The sequence below is a fragment of the Amphritea sp. HPY genome, assembly GCF_050870985.1.
Taxonomy (GTDB): Bacteria; Pseudomonadota; Gammaproteobacteria; order Pseudomonadales; family Balneatricaceae; genus Amphritea.
Genome location: NZ_CP194015.1, coordinates 910,506 through 927,122 on the forward strand (window position 1 = coordinate 910,506; position 16,617 = coordinate 927,122).

Sequence of the window (16,617 nt, forward strand, 5' to 3'; positions counted from 1 at the left end):
CCCCCTTCATTCGGTATGTAATAGCAGCCTGTCCGCCATCGCTTTCTGCAGCGACCTGTTGTCCCGGTCACAGCACAGGGGCTGTTAGATTGATATCAGCCCCGGTGGCCCTTGCCGGCGAACAACTTTTGCTTTTTGGCCGGTTTTTTACCCTTAACAAACAACGCCATCGATTCGATGTGATGGGTCTGAGGGAACATATCCATAACCAGGAACTGCTCCAGGCTGTAGCCTTGCTCTTGCAGCAGCTGGCTATCGCGGGCCAGGGCTCCCGGGTTACAGGAGATGTAGAGAATTTTTTCCGGTTTCAGTGCGGTTAGTTGCGGAATAATGGTCGCGGCACCTGCCCGGGGTGGGTCAAGCAGGATCTTGTTGTAACCCTTTCGGTACCAGTGTACGCCGGCCAGGCTTTCTGCCAGGTTAGCGCAATGGAACTCACAGTTGTTTAGTTGGTTCTGCTCGGCATTGAAAGCGGCCTGATGAACCATCGAAATGTTACCTTCGATACCGGTAATCTGCGCACCACTGCGTGCCAGTGGCAGTGAGAAGTTGCCGAGTCCGCAGAACAGATCAAGAATCTGGTCATCATTCTGTGGTGCCAGCAGGCTGATCGCCTGATCAATCATCTGCTGATTGATTCCTGCATTGACCTGAATGAAGTCACCGCTGCGGAACCAGAGTTTCTCGTCAGATAACTGGTAGCAAACCTGTGCAGATGGTTGCTCACTCTGGCTTGCATCATTGCCGGCAAAGTTAAGCGTTAGCTGATACTGGTCGGCAACCTTCTGCAGTTTCTGGCGCAGTTCGGCATTGATATTTTTCACGTGCCGGATAGTCAGAAAGCCACCGCTATCACCCAGATCTATTTCAAGATGGGTGATCATCTTGATATCACCCGCATCCTGCAGAGTGTCCCGAACTACGCTGAAAATGTTTTCCAGGCGCTGATCCAGCACTTCGCAATTATCGATCTGGCACAGCAGATTGCTCTGTTTGCGGCGGAAGCCAACGATCGGCTCGCCATCGGCCAGCTGATTGACACCGATGCGGGCACTACGACGGTAATGAGTGCTCGCTGAGCGTAGCGGTGCCAGAACCTTAGTCGGTGTTGTCTGGCCGATGCGTTGCAGCTGATCAAGTACCTGGATCTGTTTCAGTTCCAGCTGACGCTCAGCTGATAAGTGCTGCAGATCACAGCCGCCACACTCAGCGTAATGGGGGCAGCTGGGTTCAATTCGATCCGGGCTGGGGCTAAGAATTTCGATTGCATGAGCTGCATTGAATTTACTCTTTGCTTCAGAAAAGCGGGCCAGTACTCTTTCACCAGGCAGGGCATTGCTGACAAAGGTCACTTTGCCTTCAAAACGACCAACACCTAAGCCATCATGGCTGAGTGATTCTATCTCAATCTCGACCGGATCTGATGGCAGTGCCGGGGTGGATTTAGCGCTTTGCGGCTGTGGTTTTTTGCGTGACTTGTAGCGTTTCATTCGACCTCTCCTGAAGAATGCGGGATTCTATCAGTTATATAGTGTCGCTTACAGAAATCGTGCCGCTTTAAATGATTATCTTGATTAATTATATGGGCTGCTCAGATAAACAACTGGCAGATAGGATCTAGATAAACCAGGGTAAGCAGAAGAACAGATAAATACTCAGTTCGGTCAGTTGCTGGCAAGTACCGAGGCAGTCACCAGTATAACCGCCGATCCTCTTGTTAAAGTAATAGCTGCAACCCGCTGTGATCAGGCATACCGGAATCAGTACCAGCCAGGCACTTAAACTGGCCATCAGTAGCAGAGCCAGTACCGGTGGGAGGCTGGCGATAAGCAAACCGTTGCGGTCAATCCTGTTTGCCAGTGGCTTAGCTTTAGCGTCCGCATCTTCCCTGACATAGCTATCCCGATATATAAGGCAGACCGCAGCAAAGCGGCTCAGGCTATGGCCCAGAATCAGGATGCTCGCCGGATACATAAGTTCACTGAGGGCATGGTATTTGATGGCCAGTGTCATGATCAGTGCGACAACGCCATAGGTGCCGATACGGGAATCTTTCATGATCCGCAGTATCTGTCCTTTATCCCAGCCACCACCAAAGCCATCAGAGCTATCGGCCAGGCCATCTTCATGGAATGCGCCGGTAAGCAGGATAGTGGTAAGCATTGATAGTAATACAGCAAGGCTTAGCGGCAGGAGTTGAGCGGCGAGGGATAGCACCAACGCGGCGCAGGCGCCAATAAAAAGGCCGATCAGCGGCAGGTAGCGGCTGGCCCGGTTAAGGTTAGCCGCTGAATAATCGACTCCTTGAGGTGCCGGGATACGGGTGAAAAATACCAGGGCGTTAAACAGCAGGTTAATCTCGGGATGAAAGGCTTTCATTCGTAATCGGCTCGGGTATAAAATCGTGTTAGTTTCACAAACAGCCCACTGTAATTCAATCTGTTGAGTAGGTCTATGACGCAAGAACACCCTTTCGCACCCTTTGTGCGTATCCTTGGTAAAGGCAAAAAAGGTTCCCGATCGTTAACCCAGGAGGAAGCGCGGGAAGCGATGCGGATGATTCTGGCCGGGCAGGTTGAACCTGAGCAGTTAGGGGCCTTTCTGATGCTGTTGCGGGTAAAGGAGGAGTCTCCGGAAGAGCTGGCCGGTTTTATCGAAGCGGTACGCAACCATTATCCTGCCCCGGATCACCTTCAGGTTGATCTGGACTGGTCGACTTATGCGGGTAAGAAGCGCCAGTTACCCTGGTTTATACTTACTGCGCTGGTACTGGCCGATAGTGGTGTAAAGATCTTTATGCATGGCGCAAAAGGCCATACGCCGGATCGAATTTATACTGAGGATATGTTGGCGCAGTTTAATATACCGGTGGCCGCTGATTGGTTACAGGCTGAGCAAGGTTTAGTTGAGCGTAACTTTGCATTTATGTCGATCGATAGTCTCAGTGCCGAGATGGGACGGATTATTAACCTGCGACCTATTATGGGCTTACGTTCGCCGGTACACACCTTATGTCGCCTGCTTAACCCATTGCGGGCACGGCATACTGTTGATGGCGTGTTTCATCCCGCTTATGGCCCTATGCATCAGAAAACCGCACAGCTGTTGGGTGTCGAGCAAGGTTTGACCATTAAAGGCGATGGCGGAGAAGCAGAGATTAAACCGGATTCAGAATGCGATCTGCAATGGACCCGCGATGGCAAGTACAGCACCTCAGAATGGCCGCGATACTTTCCAAAGCGGCTCGTAAAAGAGGATTTGGATACCTCAGACTTATTGGCTGTGTGGCGTGGTGAAAAGTATCATGAATATGGTGAAGGCGCGCTAGTTTCTACCCTGGCGGTGGTGCTGAAGCTCCTGAATCAAGGGGAGAATGAAGCAGATTTGATTGCTAGCGCTGAAACGATGTGGCAGCAGCGGGATAAAGGGAAATATTAAAATAAACGTTGCTCGTGGCTCGACTGTCGCTTCGCGACTCATTCGTAGCTCGGAAATGCAAAGAACCGTTGCTCGTGGTTCGACCGTCACTTCGCGACTAGCTCGTAGCTCGAAAGGGCCTTCTTAATTATTTCTGAGGCTGCTCAGAGCAGGGTTACGTTGTAAGGAAATTACTTTAAAAAAAACGTGCTTCGGGCGCGTTTTTTATTGTCTTTGAAAAGGTGCCGGTTTGATAATTCTGTCGAGCAACGGCTAGTGCCTTTCCTGAACCTGCGTTCGGCGAGAAATTGCATATACTATGTACCATTGCTTAATGGTAATCAGGGGATGCTATGTCGGGTAGGTTAAAGGTGGTTGCTTTTTCTTCTGTTTTTCATCTGGCTGTTTTATCGGGGTGTGCGGAACTGTCTTCGTCCGGGTGGATCGCCACGGATGATAATCCTCAACTCGCTCAGGCTGAATACCGTCGGGGAATGGAGTATACCCAGGGGCAGGGTGTAGAGCAGGACTATGCCCGCGGGGTAGCTGAGTTCAAGCGTGCTGCTTATCATGGCTCAGCCAACGGCGCTTATATGACAGGCATGTCCTATCTCACCGGACGCGGTGTCGGGCATAGCTTCAGCAATGCTGCTCAGTGGCTTGATCAGGCAGCGAAGCAGGGGCATAGCCGGGCGCAGTATCAGCTATCAAGGTTATATCTGGGGGGCAATGGCGTCGACAGGGATCCGATATGGGCGATGTTTCTGGCAGGTAAAGCGGCTGCACAGAATCATCCTAAGGCTGCGTTTGAGCTTGCTGTCGGCTATGCCAAAGGTCTGGGGTTGCCAGAAAGTGACGCCGCTGCATGGTACTGGTTTAGTCAGGCAGAAAAATTCCAGATTGAGCATTCAGAACAGTTGCGACGTAAGATGCAAAGGTTAACTACACCTGCTCAGCGTCAGCAAATCAGTCAGCGTATGCTGCGCAGGCAAAAGCCGGATCGAGCGACAGCTCAATATATCCAGCAGCAGCTCAAGCGGATTGGCTACCTGCAAGGCAGTGTTGATGGTATTTGGGGACAACAAAGCCGCGTGGCATTTAATCGCTATACCCGACAAGAACTGTTGTTATCCGATGTCGCTATCGACTGGAATACATTGCAACTACTGAGAGATACCCGCTAATGGTATAGCGGGGACCTGATATCACGTAGTGGCTTCTTAGCGGTTAGCTGGGCTACAGAGCAGTTCAGTTTTCAGCATCAGGTTCCCCATCAGGTTCCTCTGCCGGCTCGATACCCAGAAGGCTATTTACCGCGTTGACTACCTCCTGATCGACATCTTTGTTAGATATGTCAGCCAGCATTCCGACCGCTTTTTCTTCTGCCAGAGATCTTTCTTCAGGGCTTAGCGACTGATCATTCGCATCTGCTATCGCTTGTTCATAGGCGGCTATCTGGCCAACCATAGAGCTTTTGGATGCATTTTGTCGGGCGTTTGGTGACGCATGTGCAGCATTCAGGCTACCCAGCTTGCTGGCGACCGATCCATGATTGTTGCCAAACTCACCATAGCCATTACCCTGATTGCGGCCGTTTTCTTTGCCGTGCCCGGGGCTATGGCTAACGCCAGCGTCCGCTTCCGCGCTATGGCCATTACCATGGCCGCCACCATTACCTCCGCCATTCCCCCCGCCGTTGCCTCCACCTTCGCCGCCTTTGGCATAGGCGCCGGAACCAAACATAAGGCTCATATGTTGCTCGCCCAGTGCCGGGGTCAGAAACAGGGCAAGAATAAGGACTGATCGTAAAAAAATACCAGACATAAGTGTTCCTCCTCTGACTGAGTGTAGATGACCCCAGAAAGTGTTGAGGTGAATTACGTGCTACTAAAAATGGTTTTGAATGAAGTAAATTGATATTAAAGAGCCAGACCCGCCTGGTTCAAAGCGGGAGCCTGGGCAGTAGCAGCACCAAAATGATTAACCTGATCCAGCAGCCACAACAGGCCTGGATCATTACTGAACAGTGGATGGTGGATAGTGGTCATCGCAACTTCCGGAACACCTGCCGGAGGTGAAACAAGCCGCACCGGCAGCATCTCGCTAAACAGTTTTGCCATATGCAGGGGCAGGGTGATGATTCCGTCTGTCGAAGCAACAATCCTTGCTGCCGCCATATAGTTCACTGTACGGGCGCTGTGCTTTCGTTGCAGCTGCTGGTTTGCTAACCATTGATCGATCGCGTTGGAGGTTTCTCCGGCAAGATCAGAAAAAACAACGTGGGTAAGCTTCGTATACTGTTGCAGATTGATACTGTCGCCAACTTTGTTATTAGCGGTACCTGCTACGCATATCTGTGTCTCTGTGATCCAGTGCTGCTGTACGAGGTGATCCGGAACCGGCAGGTTGCGGTCTATCCCTACAATCAGGTCAATCTCACGACTTTCCAGCTGTTGTCGTGTGCTGGCTTCGGTGATCATCTCAACTTCAATGCTGATAGCCGGAGCAGTATGTTGCAGGTGGGACACCAGGGCAGGCAGGACGATCGCTTCGAAGTAATCGGTACAGGCGATCTTAAAGCAGCGCTTGCTGTTTTCGGGGATGAAGCTTTCCGGAGGAGACAAGGTGCGTTCGACCAACTGCAGGGCGCGACGGATTTCCGGCAACATCGCCGCAGCCCGAGGTGTCGGTTGCAGCCCGTTGCCGGTGCGTACCAGTAGAGGGTCATCCAATTGCTGGCGCAGGCGATTCAGGGCATGGCTCATCGCAGACTGGCTGAGAAATACTTTATCGGCGGCCCGGCTGACATGGCACTCACTGAGCAGAGCTTCAAGAATGATCAGCAGGTTGAGGTCAAACTGGCGTAACGGCTTCATTGAAGATCCTGACGAATAGTATTATTTATTAATTTCATGCATATATGTATTTAAAGTATGCGTTTCAATAATTATAGGCGTCCGGTTAATCTGGTTTCAACTAAGTAGAAATATAAATTTATTTGAGGTGAGAGATGTCTGATATGCCAAAAGCCAGCGTGGCTGATGCTGACCTGCCGATCTATGGTTCGCTCGGTATGACTTTTATGGAGTTTCCGGTTGTCAGCAAGCCTGCTGACTCTGATGCAGAAGTGGTTGTCAGCGGTGTGCCGTTTGATATGGCTACTTCCGGTCGTTCCGGTGCCCGGTTCGGGCCACAGGGGGTACGTCAGGCTTCGGCACAGCTGATCTGGGAGGGCGCGCGCTGGCCATGGCAGTTTGCGCTGGATGATCATCTGAAGGTGGCCGATTCCGGTAATGTGTTGTTTAAGCACGGTGAGCCGCAAACCATGGTGGATAATCTGCAGGCCCATATCGGCCAGATTCTTGAGTCCGGTAAAAGTGCACTGACTTTCGGCGGTGATCACTTTATTACACTGCCGGTACTGCGTGCCTATGCCAAAAAACATGGACCGGTGGCACTGATTCATTTTGATGCTCACACCGATACCTATTCCGGCGGCACTAAGTACGATCACGGTACGCTGTTTCATCATGCGGTTGAGGAAGGCCTGGTAGATACTGAGCATTCAATTCAGATCGGTATTCGTACTGCGTATACTCTGGATGGCCATCCGTTCGAAGTGCTGGATGCCGCCTGGGTTGGAGATCACGGCCCGCAGGGTATTCTGGAGAGAATAAAAGCCCGGGTTGGCGATAAAAAGGCCTATGTCAGCTTTGATATAGATGGTCTGGATCCCGCCTACGCACCGGGTACCGGAACACCCGTGTCTGGCGGTATGACAATGGATTGCGCACTAAAAGTTATTCGTGGTCTGCAGGGGCTTAACCTGATCGGGATGGATGTAGTAGAGGTTGCGCCGGCCTATGATCATGCCGAGATCACTTCGCTGGCAGGTGCGACCCTGGCGTTGGAGTATCTCTACGTTCTGGCTGCGAATAAAGGCGCAGCTTAGTAATCCGACGAAGCCGGTAAAACGTTCACTATCTTCGGCTGCCTCCTGTTACAGGTGCGCAGCCTTTTTTATAACGGCTGCTGTTATTTTTAACGGAGTAACTGTGACGGTTTCCGGATGGCTTGTTATAGCAGCTCAGAAAGTATTTTCAGGCCTTTATCCATCTGGTTTTCGTCATAGCCGGCAAAGCCGATAATCAATCCCGATTGCGCTGCTTCCTGATCATAGTAATAGGACAGTGGACGAATCCCCAGCCCTCTTGCAATAGCCTGTTCAGCAATCTGTTGATCGTCATAGTCAGGTGAGAGAAGAAACACGCCATGCATGCCACCATCACTGGCAAGCCATTGCAGCTTATCGGAAAATTTCTCACTGATCTGTTGTAGCAGGTAATGGCGTCGTGCCTTATACAGTTTGCGCATGCGGCGCAAATGACTTGAAAAATGTCCCTTGGCCATAAAGTCAGCCAGTGCCAGTTGTGGCAGGGCGGATAGGCCGCCGTCGAGAAAACCACGCATCCGGGTAAAAGGATCGACCAACGCTGTCGGCAGCACCAGGTATCCGAGTCGGATCGAAGGGTGCAGGATTCGGCTGAAAGTACCTGAGTATATGACACAGTCGTCGCCACCCAGCCCCTGCATCGCAGTCAGGGGTGGACCATCGAAACGGAACTCACTGTCATAATCATCTTCGATGATGCAACTGCCGTTTTGTCTGGCCCACTGCAGCAGCGCGAGACGACGCTCAAGGCTGAGAGTATAGCCGATAGGAAAGTTACGGGATGGCGTAATGAAGGCCACTTTTGCTCCGGCTGAATTTTGCATCGCCAGATCGGCTCTGAAGCCATTACTATCAATAGGTATCGATACCTTAATTCCGCCGGCATTGCTGATCGCACCGTCAATACCGGGAAAACCAGGGTCTTCAGCCAGTACTTTGTCTCCGGGGTTGAGCAGCATGGAAAACGCCAGTTGCATGCCTTGTTGCGAGCCAGAACAGATCAGAATCTGCTCCATGCGGCAGTGAATCCCCCGGCTGGCTGTCAGATATCTGGCAATCTCCCGGCGCAGCTCAGGCGAGCCCTGGTTGTCCCGTAGCGAGCTGAATTTCATCTCCCTGCCGGCACTGGCGACCGAACGTTGCCACTGCGGCCAGGGGAACTGATCGATAGCAGGCATTGCTGGTAGCAGCAGTTGTTTATTGTCATGGCTGTAGAGCGGCCGTAACTGGTCAATCTGTTGGCTCTTTAGCGATAGTTTAATCGTTGTAGAGGTTTGGGGGCTGGTTTTGTTGGCACGACCTGCACTGATATTGAGTTGAGGCGAAACAAAACTTCCTGCACCGTGGCGGGTTTCTATATAGCCTTCGGCCTGCAGCATCTCATAGACCTGTTTTACGGTATTTCGCGAAAGCATTAATAGCTGGGCCAGCTCACGGCTTGAAGGGAGCTTGGTGGCTGGCTGAAGCTTACCTGTCATGATGCCTTGCTGCAGATAATTAAACAGCATACGGTAGCGGGGCAAAGGCTTCCCTGCAGGGTGTTGCTGCGCCAGAAAGGGGGTGAAAAGTTCAGAAGAGATGCCGGTGTTGTGCAAAGTGGGCCTGTGATATTTTTTATTAATGGGTCTTAATAAGGTCCAATATAGTCTTTAACCTGCTGCTATTACAAACTCTTAATCATAATTCAGTTAACAGATAAAGCAGAGACTGGCAGATGAGCGATATAGCAGTAACCGGAAGAACCCGGGTTATGCGGGGTAACAAGAAAGCGTGCTACGACCGGGAATCAATTTACAATATTCTCGATGAGGCATATCTCTGTCATGTGGGCTCGACGATTGCGGGGCAGGCGGTGGTGCAACCCACCCTTCACTGGCGTGTCGGTGACGAACTGATGATTCATGGCTCAGTTAAGAATGGCCTGTTTCAATCGATTATGCAGGGCGAGACCGCCTGTATTACCGTCTCCCTGCTGGACGGTCTGGTATTTGCCCGCTCTGCGTTCCATCATTCAGTCAATTTTCGTTCGGTGATGCTATATGGCAAGGCGCGGTTAGTCGAAGGGGCAGAAGAGAAGCAGCTGGTTCTGGATGCCCTGTTGGAAAGGTATAGCCGGGGGCGTTCTGCCGAGGCTCGGCCGCCCAATGCGGTTGAGATGAAAGCCACCGCCGTGTTTGCCTTTCCGATAGAAGAGGTGTCAGCGAAGATCCGCAGCGGCGCTCCGGTGGATGATCCTGAAGATATGGCACTGGATGTCTGGGCTGGCGTTAAACCGGTGATAACCACTATTGGTGAGTTGATTCCGGATAACTAAGCGTTGAGCATGTATTTAACCCACTTACAGATCTCGGTTTATACTGATAATGACGGAGGAATTCAATGATGATGAAAACCTATACAGAATTACGGAATTTATTAGTCGGGTTGATTGTGACTGCTAGTTTAGTTGGGTGTGCCGGGCAGTTTAACGCTTATGCTGACGCCCCTTATCTTTTGCATCTGAAAAAGGGTCAGCTCTGTATTGAAGGCACCAGCCAGTGTGCTTTCATGAGTATGATAGAGCCATCATATAGGGATAACCTGGTCGCGAAACACTATGGCCTGAAACCTGGGCACTACAACTTTCATAGTAGGAGCTTGGCACAGTTGATGCTCAACCCCCCTGGTCAGCTGTATCAGGTGGAGAGAGTTGCAGATGGCGTCTATCGGATACCAGCGGTAAAACCTGTTGATAAAGTCTGGGACTATCTGACTCAGGAATATTATGAGCTGTATGAACGTGGCAACAGTAATGGGGGCGCTTCATTTCCCAATCACTAGTCAATGTTATTTTACCTGCTTTGCTCAACGTACTTTCAGTGGGCTGGTTTTAATCATATCGGCGAATACCTGAAATATGTTCGGGTCGTGCTTGTTTTCTGATTCCTGTTCCAGAATGGTCATAATGTCTGAATGTTTTCGGGACTGCTGATAAGGCCTGGTGTATGACATCGCATCGTAGCTATCGACGACGCTGATTATTCGCGCACCGATCGGAATCTGATCGCCCTTTAACTTATCCGGGTAGCCCGTGCCATCGAAATATTCATGGTGATGGCGGATAATTTTTGCAGTATCGGCGGCACCTTTCAGATTGATTGAGTTTATGATCTGTTGGCCAATGACCGGATGCAATTGCAGCAGTTGTCTTTCTTGCGAATCAAGTTTATCAGCTTTCAACAGAATACGGTCGGGGATACCTAACTTACCGATATCATGAAATACGGCGCTGACTTTTAGTGCCGCTATTTCGGCAGAAGACAAGTTGAACCGTTGGGCTAAGGCAATACATAACTTTTTTACCCGATATGAATGTTGCTGTGTGAGTTTGTCGTGAAAGCCCTGTGCGATAGACAACGCGTGGGTGCGCTTTTTAAGGTCTGTAAATATCAGTGGTTCGCAAGTGTTCATAAGTCGTATCCCTGTGACGTGGTTGTCGGGTGACGAATCAAACACAGAAGAGGCGGTTCTGTTGCTACTACTGATCCACTCTAGATTTAACTGTAGAACTGTATCGGCAGCATCGTTGTTATGATGAGAATTTGTTATGGCCTGTTCCATGTATAGGGCCAGAGAGGTCTTTTTTGTCGTTGTTCAGTTGTAGCAGATTTGTAACCAGGTTTTTTTACCCTGGATGATTTAGCCTGGATAGTTTAACCCAGGGCAAGCCACAGCCCGACGCCGATCATTAATGATCCGGCGATCCGGTTCATAAGCTTCACATTGCCCCGATCCATCAGCAGATGGCGCAGGGCTTTACCGCCAGAAGAGTAGATTAGCAAACAGCCAAACTCGATGAGTAAAATCATCGCCACCAGCAGGCTGAGTTGTGGTGCCAGGGGCAGGCTCTGATCCAGAAAGGGAGGCAGCAGGGTGATAAAGAAGGCCCAGCCTTTAGGGTTGGCTATGGCGGTAATAAAGCCGTTCAACGCCAGCTGCAAGTCACCCTGAACCTGAATTTTGCTACCCGGCTCGGGCATCACCAGTTTGCCTTTTGACTGCCACATCTGAAGGCCCAGCCAGCCCAGATAAGCCCCACCACCCAGCTTAAGAAAGATAAATGCCTGCGGAAATTGCAGCATCAGTGCCGCGACTCCCAGTGCTGCAGCGGCGGCAACCAGGCCGACACCGATCAACTCGCCCCACATCATATGCAGGCTGCGCCTCACGCCCACCGACATGCCCAGGCTCAATGCCAGAGTCATGCACATACCCGGAGTGATAGAAACAAAGAAAAAGGTGGGAATGAACAGTGATAACAGCGGGATAGACATCCGTGCCTCAATGATAGTTGGCAAAAGGCCGAGTCTACTATTCCGGTGTAGGATTGGATAGTTCTGTATTAGAAAGCATAGAGGTGATTGCTCTGGCTTGGTTGGCTCTGAACGGGAATAAAAAAAGGCTGCCCCCGAAGACGAAGAGGGCAGCCCGAAGTAGTGCGAAGAGGTATTACTACTAGTATAAGTGTGCTCTTAGAACGTACGGGATACGCTGAAGACTACAGTGTCGTCATCAGAGTTATCAGTCTCGTCAACATCCAGGCTGTTAGTCAGGTACGCAACTGACAAGTCAAGACCCGCAGCGCTGCCAGACAGACCGATGGAGTAGTCTTCGTAGCCGTAACCTTCCCATGCGTCATCGAAAGAGTGGCCAGCGTGCAGATCAAGGCTTACTTCTTCAGTGATACCGTAGCTGTAGTCCAGTGCGATATATTGTGCAGCATCGCCGGAGTTCACATAATCATTTGCGAAAGCATAAGTTAGCGCAAAGTCGCCGTAATACAGGCCTGCATTCAGCTCCAGATAGTCGATATCTTCGGAATAGCCCGGGTAGGTGTAGTAGGCCAGGTAAGCGTCGTAGCTCAGGTCATCGTTGATATCGTTGCCGTAGCCGACGTAGTAGTCGATTTCGATGTTGGCATCGTCATCCCAGTCGACATTGCTGCCCCACATACCGGCATACACACCGTTATCGAATGCAACATCCAGGCTACCCTGTACAGCTGCATCGCCAGAAGTCTGCGAAATACCACGGAAACGGTAATCGTTAGTAAAGCCGATCGTGCCCGAAACTTCAGCAGCCTGAACAGAGGTGATAGCCATAGTCAGAGCCAGACCAGTAAGAATTTTTTTCATCGATTTCCCCAGTTGTTATTTTGTAATCGTGGGAATCATTCTGGATAAAATGGCTGATTCCGATATATACCCTCGAGTAGGTATACCCCAGTAGGTAGATCATTTGTGAAATAGTGGGCAGTAGTCACGGCGTATTCAGGCTACCTACTTGGGTATATAGAGCAGTAGCAGGGCGCTGCCATAGACTGCAGGTAATAGTCGGGAATCTCAGCTATTAAGTACCTGGCTCCTAATTACAGGAGTTGTGAGTTTCCTTATCCGGAATGCGGGAGAATAATAGAAATGAAAAGCTATTCTGAATGGAAAGCCCAGAGTGAAACCCTGAACCTGCATGGTCAGGCTTATATTAATGGTGGCTTTCAGTCAGCGGTCAGCGGTGAAACCTTTCCATCGATCAACCCGGCAACTGAGCAGTTGCTGGTTGATGTCGCCAGCTGTGATGAAGCTGATGTTAATCTTGCGGTAGAAAGCGCTCGTCAGGTCTTCCGTTCCGGCGTCTGGTCTGAGATGCATCCGCGTCAGCGTAAGCAGATAATGCAGAAGTGGGCCGACCTGATCGAGCAGCATAAAGATGAGTTCGCACTGCTGGATACCATGGATATGGGTAAATCCATCTCCGAGATGGTTAATATTGACGTGCCTGACGCGATCGATTGTATTCGCTGGACGGCTGAGTCGATCGATAAAGTCTACGGTGAAATCGCTCCGACCGGTGAAGATACCCTGGCCCTGATCAGCCATGAACCGGTTGGCGTTGTCGGTGCCATCACGCCATGGAACTATCCATTGCTGATGGTAAGCTGGAAGATCGCCCCGGCCCTGGCTGCGGGTAATTCGGTGGTTCTGAAACCGTCCGAAAAATCACCGCTGAGTGCTTTGCGTCTGGCTGAACTGGCAACCGAAGCGGGTATTCCGGACGGTGTCCTGAATGTACTGCCGGGCTTTGGCCACACTGCTGGTAAGGCGCTGGCGCTGCATATGGACGTAAACGTACTGGCTTTCACGGGCTCGACTAAAGTTGCCGGTATGCTGATGGGCTATGCCGGAGAATCCAACATGAAGAGGGTCTGGCTGGAAGCGGGTGGTAAGTCACCAAATCTGGTGTTTGCCGATTGTGCCGATATCAAGAGCGCGGCGGCTGGCGCTGCCAGTGCGATCTTTGCCAACCAGGGTGAAGTCTGTATCGCCTGCTCCCGCTTGTACGTTGAGAAGAGCATCAAAGATGAATTTATCGCCGAGCTTATAGAAGCCGCAGGTCGCTTCCAACCGGGTGATCCGCTTAATCCGCAAACCACCATGGGACCAATGGTCGACGGCGTGCAGTTGGCCACCGTTGAACGTTATATCCGTTCCGCGCAGGAAGAGGGCGGTAACGTTGTTATGGGTGGCCTGCCGGAATACAAGGAAGGCGAAGGCTTCTATGCCAAACCGACCATTGTTACCGATGCCCACAACGGTATGACTTTTGTAAAAGAGGAGATCTTCGGCCCGGTGCTTGCTGTATGCGAGTTCGAAACTGAAGAAGAGGCGATTGCGCTGGCGAATGACTCACAATACGGTCTCGGTGCGGCGGTATGGACCTCCAATCTGTCCCGCGCCCATCGTGTCAGCCGCAAGATTGAAAGCGGCATGGTCTGGGTGAACACCTGGGGCGAGGGTGATAGCACAGTGCCATTTGGCGGAGTTAAAGCATCCGGTAATGGCCGGGATAAGTCATTGCACGCGCTTGAAAAGTATACGGATGTTAAGAACGTTTTAATTCGGCTGTAAGTTTTGTGCCGTGAAACGGCAAGTGGCTAGATCGCCGCTTCGCGGCTGGCTAGAACGGAAGGTAAACCTTCCTGCTAGTAGCTAGAAAAAGCTTAAAAGCCTTCTTTTCAAATACTATGCGGCTACCCGGTTTGTTACTCTGTAAGAGGCTAAGTTATTCATATCAGCTGCTTGGTAATCCCACAAAAAAAACCGCCAATACAGGCGGTTTTTTTTGCTTTTTCTAGCTACTAGCAAGTCGCGGAGCGACGTTCTAGCAAGCGGCGCAGCCGCGTTCTAGCTAGCCGAACTTGTTCGGCGATCTGGCCGCTAGACTACTGAGCCAGGAACGAATCTACTGCTGTTTGCAGCTTGGCAGGATAGGTTGCACCCGGAAATGCGGCCCCGTATGGCTTGTGCTCGACATAATAAGTATTGCCGTTTTTGTTGAAGGTATAGCCGAATTCGTCTGCAGTGGCGACTGTCACTGTACGGTCGATTACTTTAGTCGGCGCGAAGCTGGCGTTAGTGATTCTGCGGGTGATGCTGCCTTTGTCATCTTTGACGATTGCATAGTCACCGTGGGCAAAACCTGCAGGCTTGCTGCCGGTCTCAGTTACTGCGTTGATAGATGAAACCAGGGCGTCCTGATTGAAGGTACCTTTTGTGTAATCGGTCATACCGATAAACATGAATCCGCTCTCACTGTACTGGGCAGAGCTGATGGTGCCCTTGGAGATAGCGCTGTCACCGATCAGGTTGGCTGATTTGTCGCTCTTGCCGTCAGTCTGCAGGTAAACCGCAGTCGTTGCCCAAGGAGAGCCTGCTTTCAATATCTGGTTTACTGTCATCTTGTCACCTTGTTCGGCGATGGCGCAGCCTGAAGCGACAGCTAATGTGGTGGCGATAAGGGCATACTTTCGGGCTAATTTCTTAACTGTGTTTTTCATTTTATTCTCACTCAAAGCAATGGATATAAATCAGTGAAGCAAATATAACCGACCTACATTGCCCGAGAATTTCCCCAACATTACAAAGTTGTAAGGTTGGGGCCTTCATACAAGCAGGGATGCTTACAAGGAGTGAAGTGAGAAAATTACTCATTATCCTTAAAGAAGGGTTGTAAGATTTTTCTAGCCACTAGCAGGAAGGTTTGCCTTCCGTTCTGGCAAGCGGCGTAGCCGCGTTCTAGCTAGCCGAACTTGTTCGGCGGTCTGCTTCACCTGGCAACTGTGGTTTGTTCAAGCGGTTCTAAAGTTACTTCCCGTTTCCGGTCGCCCAGCTCTGAAATCAACATGCCTGCGATAATCATACCTGCCCCCAGCATGCCCATACTGCCAAGGTGTTCGTCGAGAAACAGCCAGGCGGCGAGGTGGGCAAAGATAGGTTCTGAAGCGAAGATCAGTGCGACCTTATGGGGTTCGAGAATTTTCTGGCTGGCGGATTGCGCCCAGAAGGCATAGGCGGTGCCGAAAATACCTGCCACCAGTATCGCTGCGATGATGATTGGTGCGGAGAGTTGTTCCAGCCAGCCAACAGGTGCCGAATCAGGGTAATAGAAAGCGGGATCCGGGCTGATGAGTGCGGCGACTGTGCTGTAAACGGATACGGCGATCAGCTGCACAATACTCAGGGGCACTATCGGCAGCTTATCGACAAAGCGACCGGTCAGCAGGATATGGCTGGCGAAGGCAAAGGCACAGATCAGTACCAGAACGTCACCCTCATTGAATTCCAGTTTATCGCCGATGGTTAGTAAGTAGAGCCCGGCAGTTGCAGCGACAACACCTATCCATACCGATTTAGCAGCCTTGGTCCTAAACAGCAGAAAACCAAGCAAAGGTACCAGCGGTACGTTGAGGCCGGTGATAAATCCAGCATTAGATACTGAGGTAAACCGAAGCCCTTCGGTCTGTGTGTAGAAACCGATAAACAGCAGAAAGCCGAGCAGCAGGCCTGCGCCCAGCAGCGGCAGAGTAACGACCTTCTGTTGGCGATTACTGCGCAGCAGTAACAGTGGAATCAGCGATGCGGCGGCCAGGGCAAAGCGAATCGCATTAAATGTATGGGTAGGTATGATCGCCACCGCAAGATCGATCAGGACAAACTCCACGCCCCAGACAAAACTGACCAACAGCAGGGCAAATACTGCGATGCGAGGCGAAGTAATAGGCATAAACAGTCCTTAAAAAATACTTGTAGTTCGAATGGAGTGAAAGCCGCTGTATGTTCGTAGCTGGAAAAACGGAAAAAGCCTCCGCACTGGAAGGCTTTTTCTAGCCACTAGCAGGAAGGCTTGCCTTCCGTTCTGGCTAGCGGCGCAGC

General features: G+C 51.0%; 16 protein-coding genes. 6 read left to right on the top strand and 10 right to left on the bottom strand.

The features are described from left to right. Nucleotides 1-95: 95 nt before the first annotated feature. Both rlmD and ACQUQM_RS03795 read right to left on the bottom strand, forming a co-directional pair. Nucleotides 96-1,490, bottom strand: coding sequence for a 23S rRNA (uracil(1939)-C(5))-methyltransferase RlmD (gene rlmD, locus ACQUQM_RS03790; RefSeq protein ID WP_432473153.1), 1,395 nt, complete (start codon nucleotides 1,488-1,490; stop codon nucleotides 96-98). 127 nt (nucleotides 1,491-1,617) lie between these two features. Then, the gene (locus ACQUQM_RS03795) at nucleotides 1,618-2,379 is read right to left on the bottom strand and encodes an adenosylcobinamide-GDP ribazoletransferase (protein ID WP_432473154.1); all 762 of its coding nucleotides are present in this window, start codon (nucleotides 2,377-2,379) and stop codon (nucleotides 1,618-1,620) included. Between the two features lie 75 nt (nucleotides 2,380-2,454). On the opposite strand from ACQUQM_RS03795, the gene ACQUQM_RS03800 reads away from it, so the two are divergent. Continuing rightward, nucleotides 2,455-3,438, top strand: a complete 984-nt coding sequence (locus ACQUQM_RS03800) for a glycosyl transferase family protein (protein ID WP_432473155.1) — start codon at nucleotides 2,455-2,457, stop codon at nucleotides 3,436-3,438. A 332-nt stretch (nucleotides 3,439-3,770) separates the two neighbouring features. Further along, the gene (locus tag ACQUQM_RS03805) at nucleotides 3,771-4,601 is read left to right on the top strand and encodes a hypothetical protein (protein ID WP_432473156.1); all 831 of its coding nucleotides are present in this window, start codon (nucleotides 3,771-3,773) and stop codon (nucleotides 4,599-4,601) included. A gap of 64 nt (nucleotides 4,602-4,665) precedes the next feature. Here ACQUQM_RS03805 and ACQUQM_RS03810 read toward each other — a convergent pair whose 3' ends face one another. Further along, complete coding sequence (locus tag ACQUQM_RS03810; RefSeq protein ID WP_432473157.1) at nucleotides 4,666-5,241, bottom strand: hypothetical protein; 576 nt, start codon at nucleotides 5,239-5,241, stop codon at nucleotides 4,666-4,668. Nucleotides 5,242-5,336: 95 nt separating this feature from the next. Beyond that, a complete protein-coding gene (locus ACQUQM_RS03815) occupies nucleotides 5,337-6,293 on the bottom strand; it encodes a LysR family transcriptional regulator (protein WP_432473158.1) in 957 nt (318 codons plus the stop codon). Nucleotides 6,294-6,427: 134 nt separating this feature from the next. Between ACQUQM_RS03815 and speB the strand changes: the two genes are divergently transcribed. Continuing rightward, nucleotides 6,428-7,369: an agmatinase gene (gene speB, locus ACQUQM_RS03820; protein WP_432473159.1), complete on the top strand. Its 942-nt coding sequence runs from the start codon at nucleotides 6,428-6,430 to the stop codon at nucleotides 7,367-7,369. A 125-nt stretch (nucleotides 7,370-7,494) separates the two neighbouring features. On the opposite strand, the gene ACQUQM_RS03825 is transcribed toward speB, so the two are convergent. Then, the gene (locus ACQUQM_RS03825) at nucleotides 7,495-8,964 is read right to left on the bottom strand and encodes a PLP-dependent aminotransferase family protein (protein WP_432473160.1); all 1,470 of its coding nucleotides are present in this window, start codon (nucleotides 8,962-8,964) and stop codon (nucleotides 7,495-7,497) included. Between the two features lie 119 nt (nucleotides 8,965-9,083). Here ACQUQM_RS03825 and ACQUQM_RS03830 point away from each other — a divergent pair, with 119 nt between their 5' ends. Continuing rightward, nucleotides 9,084-9,683 (top strand): pyridoxamine 5'-phosphate oxidase family protein, encoded by a 600-nt coding sequence (locus ACQUQM_RS03830; RefSeq protein ID WP_432473161.1) that lies wholly within the window; start codon nucleotides 9,084-9,086, stop codon nucleotides 9,681-9,683. 65 nt (nucleotides 9,684-9,748) lie between these two features. Beyond that, nucleotides 9,749-10,189 (top strand): hypothetical protein, encoded by a 441-nt coding sequence (locus ACQUQM_RS03835; protein ID WP_432473162.1) that lies wholly within the window; start codon nucleotides 9,749-9,751, stop codon nucleotides 10,187-10,189. A gap of 24 nt (nucleotides 10,190-10,213) precedes the next feature. Here ACQUQM_RS03835 and ACQUQM_RS03840 read toward each other — a convergent pair whose 3' ends face one another. From ACQUQM_RS03840 to ACQUQM_RS03850, 3 genes are all read right to left on the bottom strand, one after another. Continuing rightward, nucleotides 10,214-10,819 carry an HD-GYP domain-containing protein gene (locus ACQUQM_RS03840; protein WP_432473163.1) on the bottom strand — a complete coding sequence of 202 codons (606 nt, stop codon included), beginning with the start codon at nucleotides 10,817-10,819 and terminating at the stop codon, nucleotides 10,214-10,216. Between the two features lie 242 nt (nucleotides 10,820-11,061). Next, nucleotides 11,062-11,682, bottom strand: a complete 621-nt coding sequence (locus ACQUQM_RS03845; protein ID WP_432473164.1) for a LysE family translocator — start codon at nucleotides 11,680-11,682, stop codon at nucleotides 11,062-11,064. Nucleotides 11,683-11,880: 198 nt separating this feature from the next. Beyond that, complete coding sequence (locus tag ACQUQM_RS03850) at nucleotides 11,881-12,543, bottom strand: TorF family putative porin (protein ID WP_432473165.1); 663 nt, start codon at nucleotides 12,541-12,543, stop codon at nucleotides 11,881-11,883. 282 nt (nucleotides 12,544-12,825) lie between these two features. Here ACQUQM_RS03850 and ACQUQM_RS03855 point away from each other — a divergent pair, with 282 nt between their 5' ends. Next, the gene (locus ACQUQM_RS03855; RefSeq protein ID WP_432473166.1) at nucleotides 12,826-14,313 is read left to right on the top strand and encodes an aldehyde dehydrogenase; all 1,488 of its coding nucleotides are present in this window, start codon (nucleotides 12,826-12,828) and stop codon (nucleotides 14,311-14,313) included. Nucleotides 14,314-14,627: 314 nt separating this feature from the next. On the opposite strand, the gene ACQUQM_RS03860 is transcribed toward ACQUQM_RS03855, so the two are convergent. Beyond that, nucleotides 14,628-15,242 carry a hypothetical protein gene (locus tag ACQUQM_RS03860; protein WP_432473167.1) on the bottom strand — a complete coding sequence of 205 codons (615 nt, stop codon included), beginning with the start codon at nucleotides 15,240-15,242 and terminating at the stop codon, nucleotides 14,628-14,630. Nucleotides 15,243-15,511: 269 nt separating this feature from the next. Continuing rightward, nucleotides 15,512-16,468: a DMT family transporter gene (locus ACQUQM_RS03865; RefSeq protein ID WP_432473168.1), complete on the bottom strand. Its 957-nt coding sequence runs from the start codon at nucleotides 16,466-16,468 to the stop codon at nucleotides 15,512-15,514. Nucleotides 16,469-16,617 lie beyond the last annotated feature (149 nt).

Excerpts from the sequence above, each read along its gene's own strand:
- ACQUQM_RS03865 (WP_432473168.1), bottom strand. The coding sequence starts at position 16,468 with ATGCCTATTACTTCGCCTCGCATCGCAGTATTTGCCCTGCTGTTGGTC.
- ACQUQM_RS03815 (WP_432473158.1), bottom strand. The coding sequence starts at position 6,293 with ATGAAGCCGTTACGCCAGTTTGACCTCAACCTGCTGATCATTCTTGAA.
- ACQUQM_RS03795 (WP_432473154.1), bottom strand. The coding sequence starts at position 2,379 with ATGAAAGCCTTTCATCCCGAGATTAACCTGCTGTTTAACGCCCTGGTA.
- rlmD (WP_432473153.1), bottom strand. The coding sequence starts at position 1,490 with ATGAAACGCTACAAGTCACGCAAAAAACCACAGCCGCAAAGCGCTAAA.
- ACQUQM_RS03835 (WP_432473162.1), top strand. The coding sequence starts at position 9,749 with ATGATGATGAAAACCTATACAGAATTACGGAATTTATTAGTCGGGTTG.
- ACQUQM_RS03840 (WP_432473163.1), bottom strand. The coding sequence starts at position 10,819 with ATGAACACTTGCGAACCACTGATATTTACAGACCTTAAAAAGCGCACC.
- ACQUQM_RS03800 (WP_432473155.1), top strand. The coding sequence starts at position 2,455 with ATGACGCAAGAACACCCTTTCGCACCCTTTGTGCGTATCCTTGGTAAA.
- speB (WP_432473159.1), top strand. The coding sequence starts at position 6,428 with ATGTCTGATATGCCAAAAGCCAGCGTGGCTGATGCTGACCTGCCGATC.
- ACQUQM_RS03830 (WP_432473161.1), top strand. The coding sequence starts at position 9,084 with ATGAGCGATATAGCAGTAACCGGAAGAACCCGGGTTATGCGGGGTAAC.
- ACQUQM_RS03860 (WP_432473167.1), bottom strand. The coding sequence starts at position 15,242 with ATGAAAAACACAGTTAAGAAATTAGCCCGAAAGTATGCCCTTATCGCC.
- ACQUQM_RS03845 (WP_432473164.1), bottom strand. The coding sequence starts at position 11,682 with ATGTCTATCCCGCTGTTATCACTGTTCATTCCCACCTTTTTCTTTGTT.
- ACQUQM_RS03810 (WP_432473157.1), bottom strand. The coding sequence starts at position 5,241 with ATGTCTGGTATTTTTTTACGATCAGTCCTTATTCTTGCCCTGTTTCTG.
- ACQUQM_RS03805 (WP_432473156.1), top strand. The coding sequence starts at position 3,771 with ATGTCGGGTAGGTTAAAGGTGGTTGCTTTTTCTTCTGTTTTTCATCTG.
- ACQUQM_RS03850 (WP_432473165.1), bottom strand. The coding sequence starts at position 12,543 with ATGAAAAAAATTCTTACTGGTCTGGCTCTGACTATGGCTATCACCTCT.
- ACQUQM_RS03855 (WP_432473166.1), top strand. The coding sequence starts at position 12,826 with ATGAAAAGCTATTCTGAATGGAAAGCCCAGAGTGAAACCCTGAACCTG.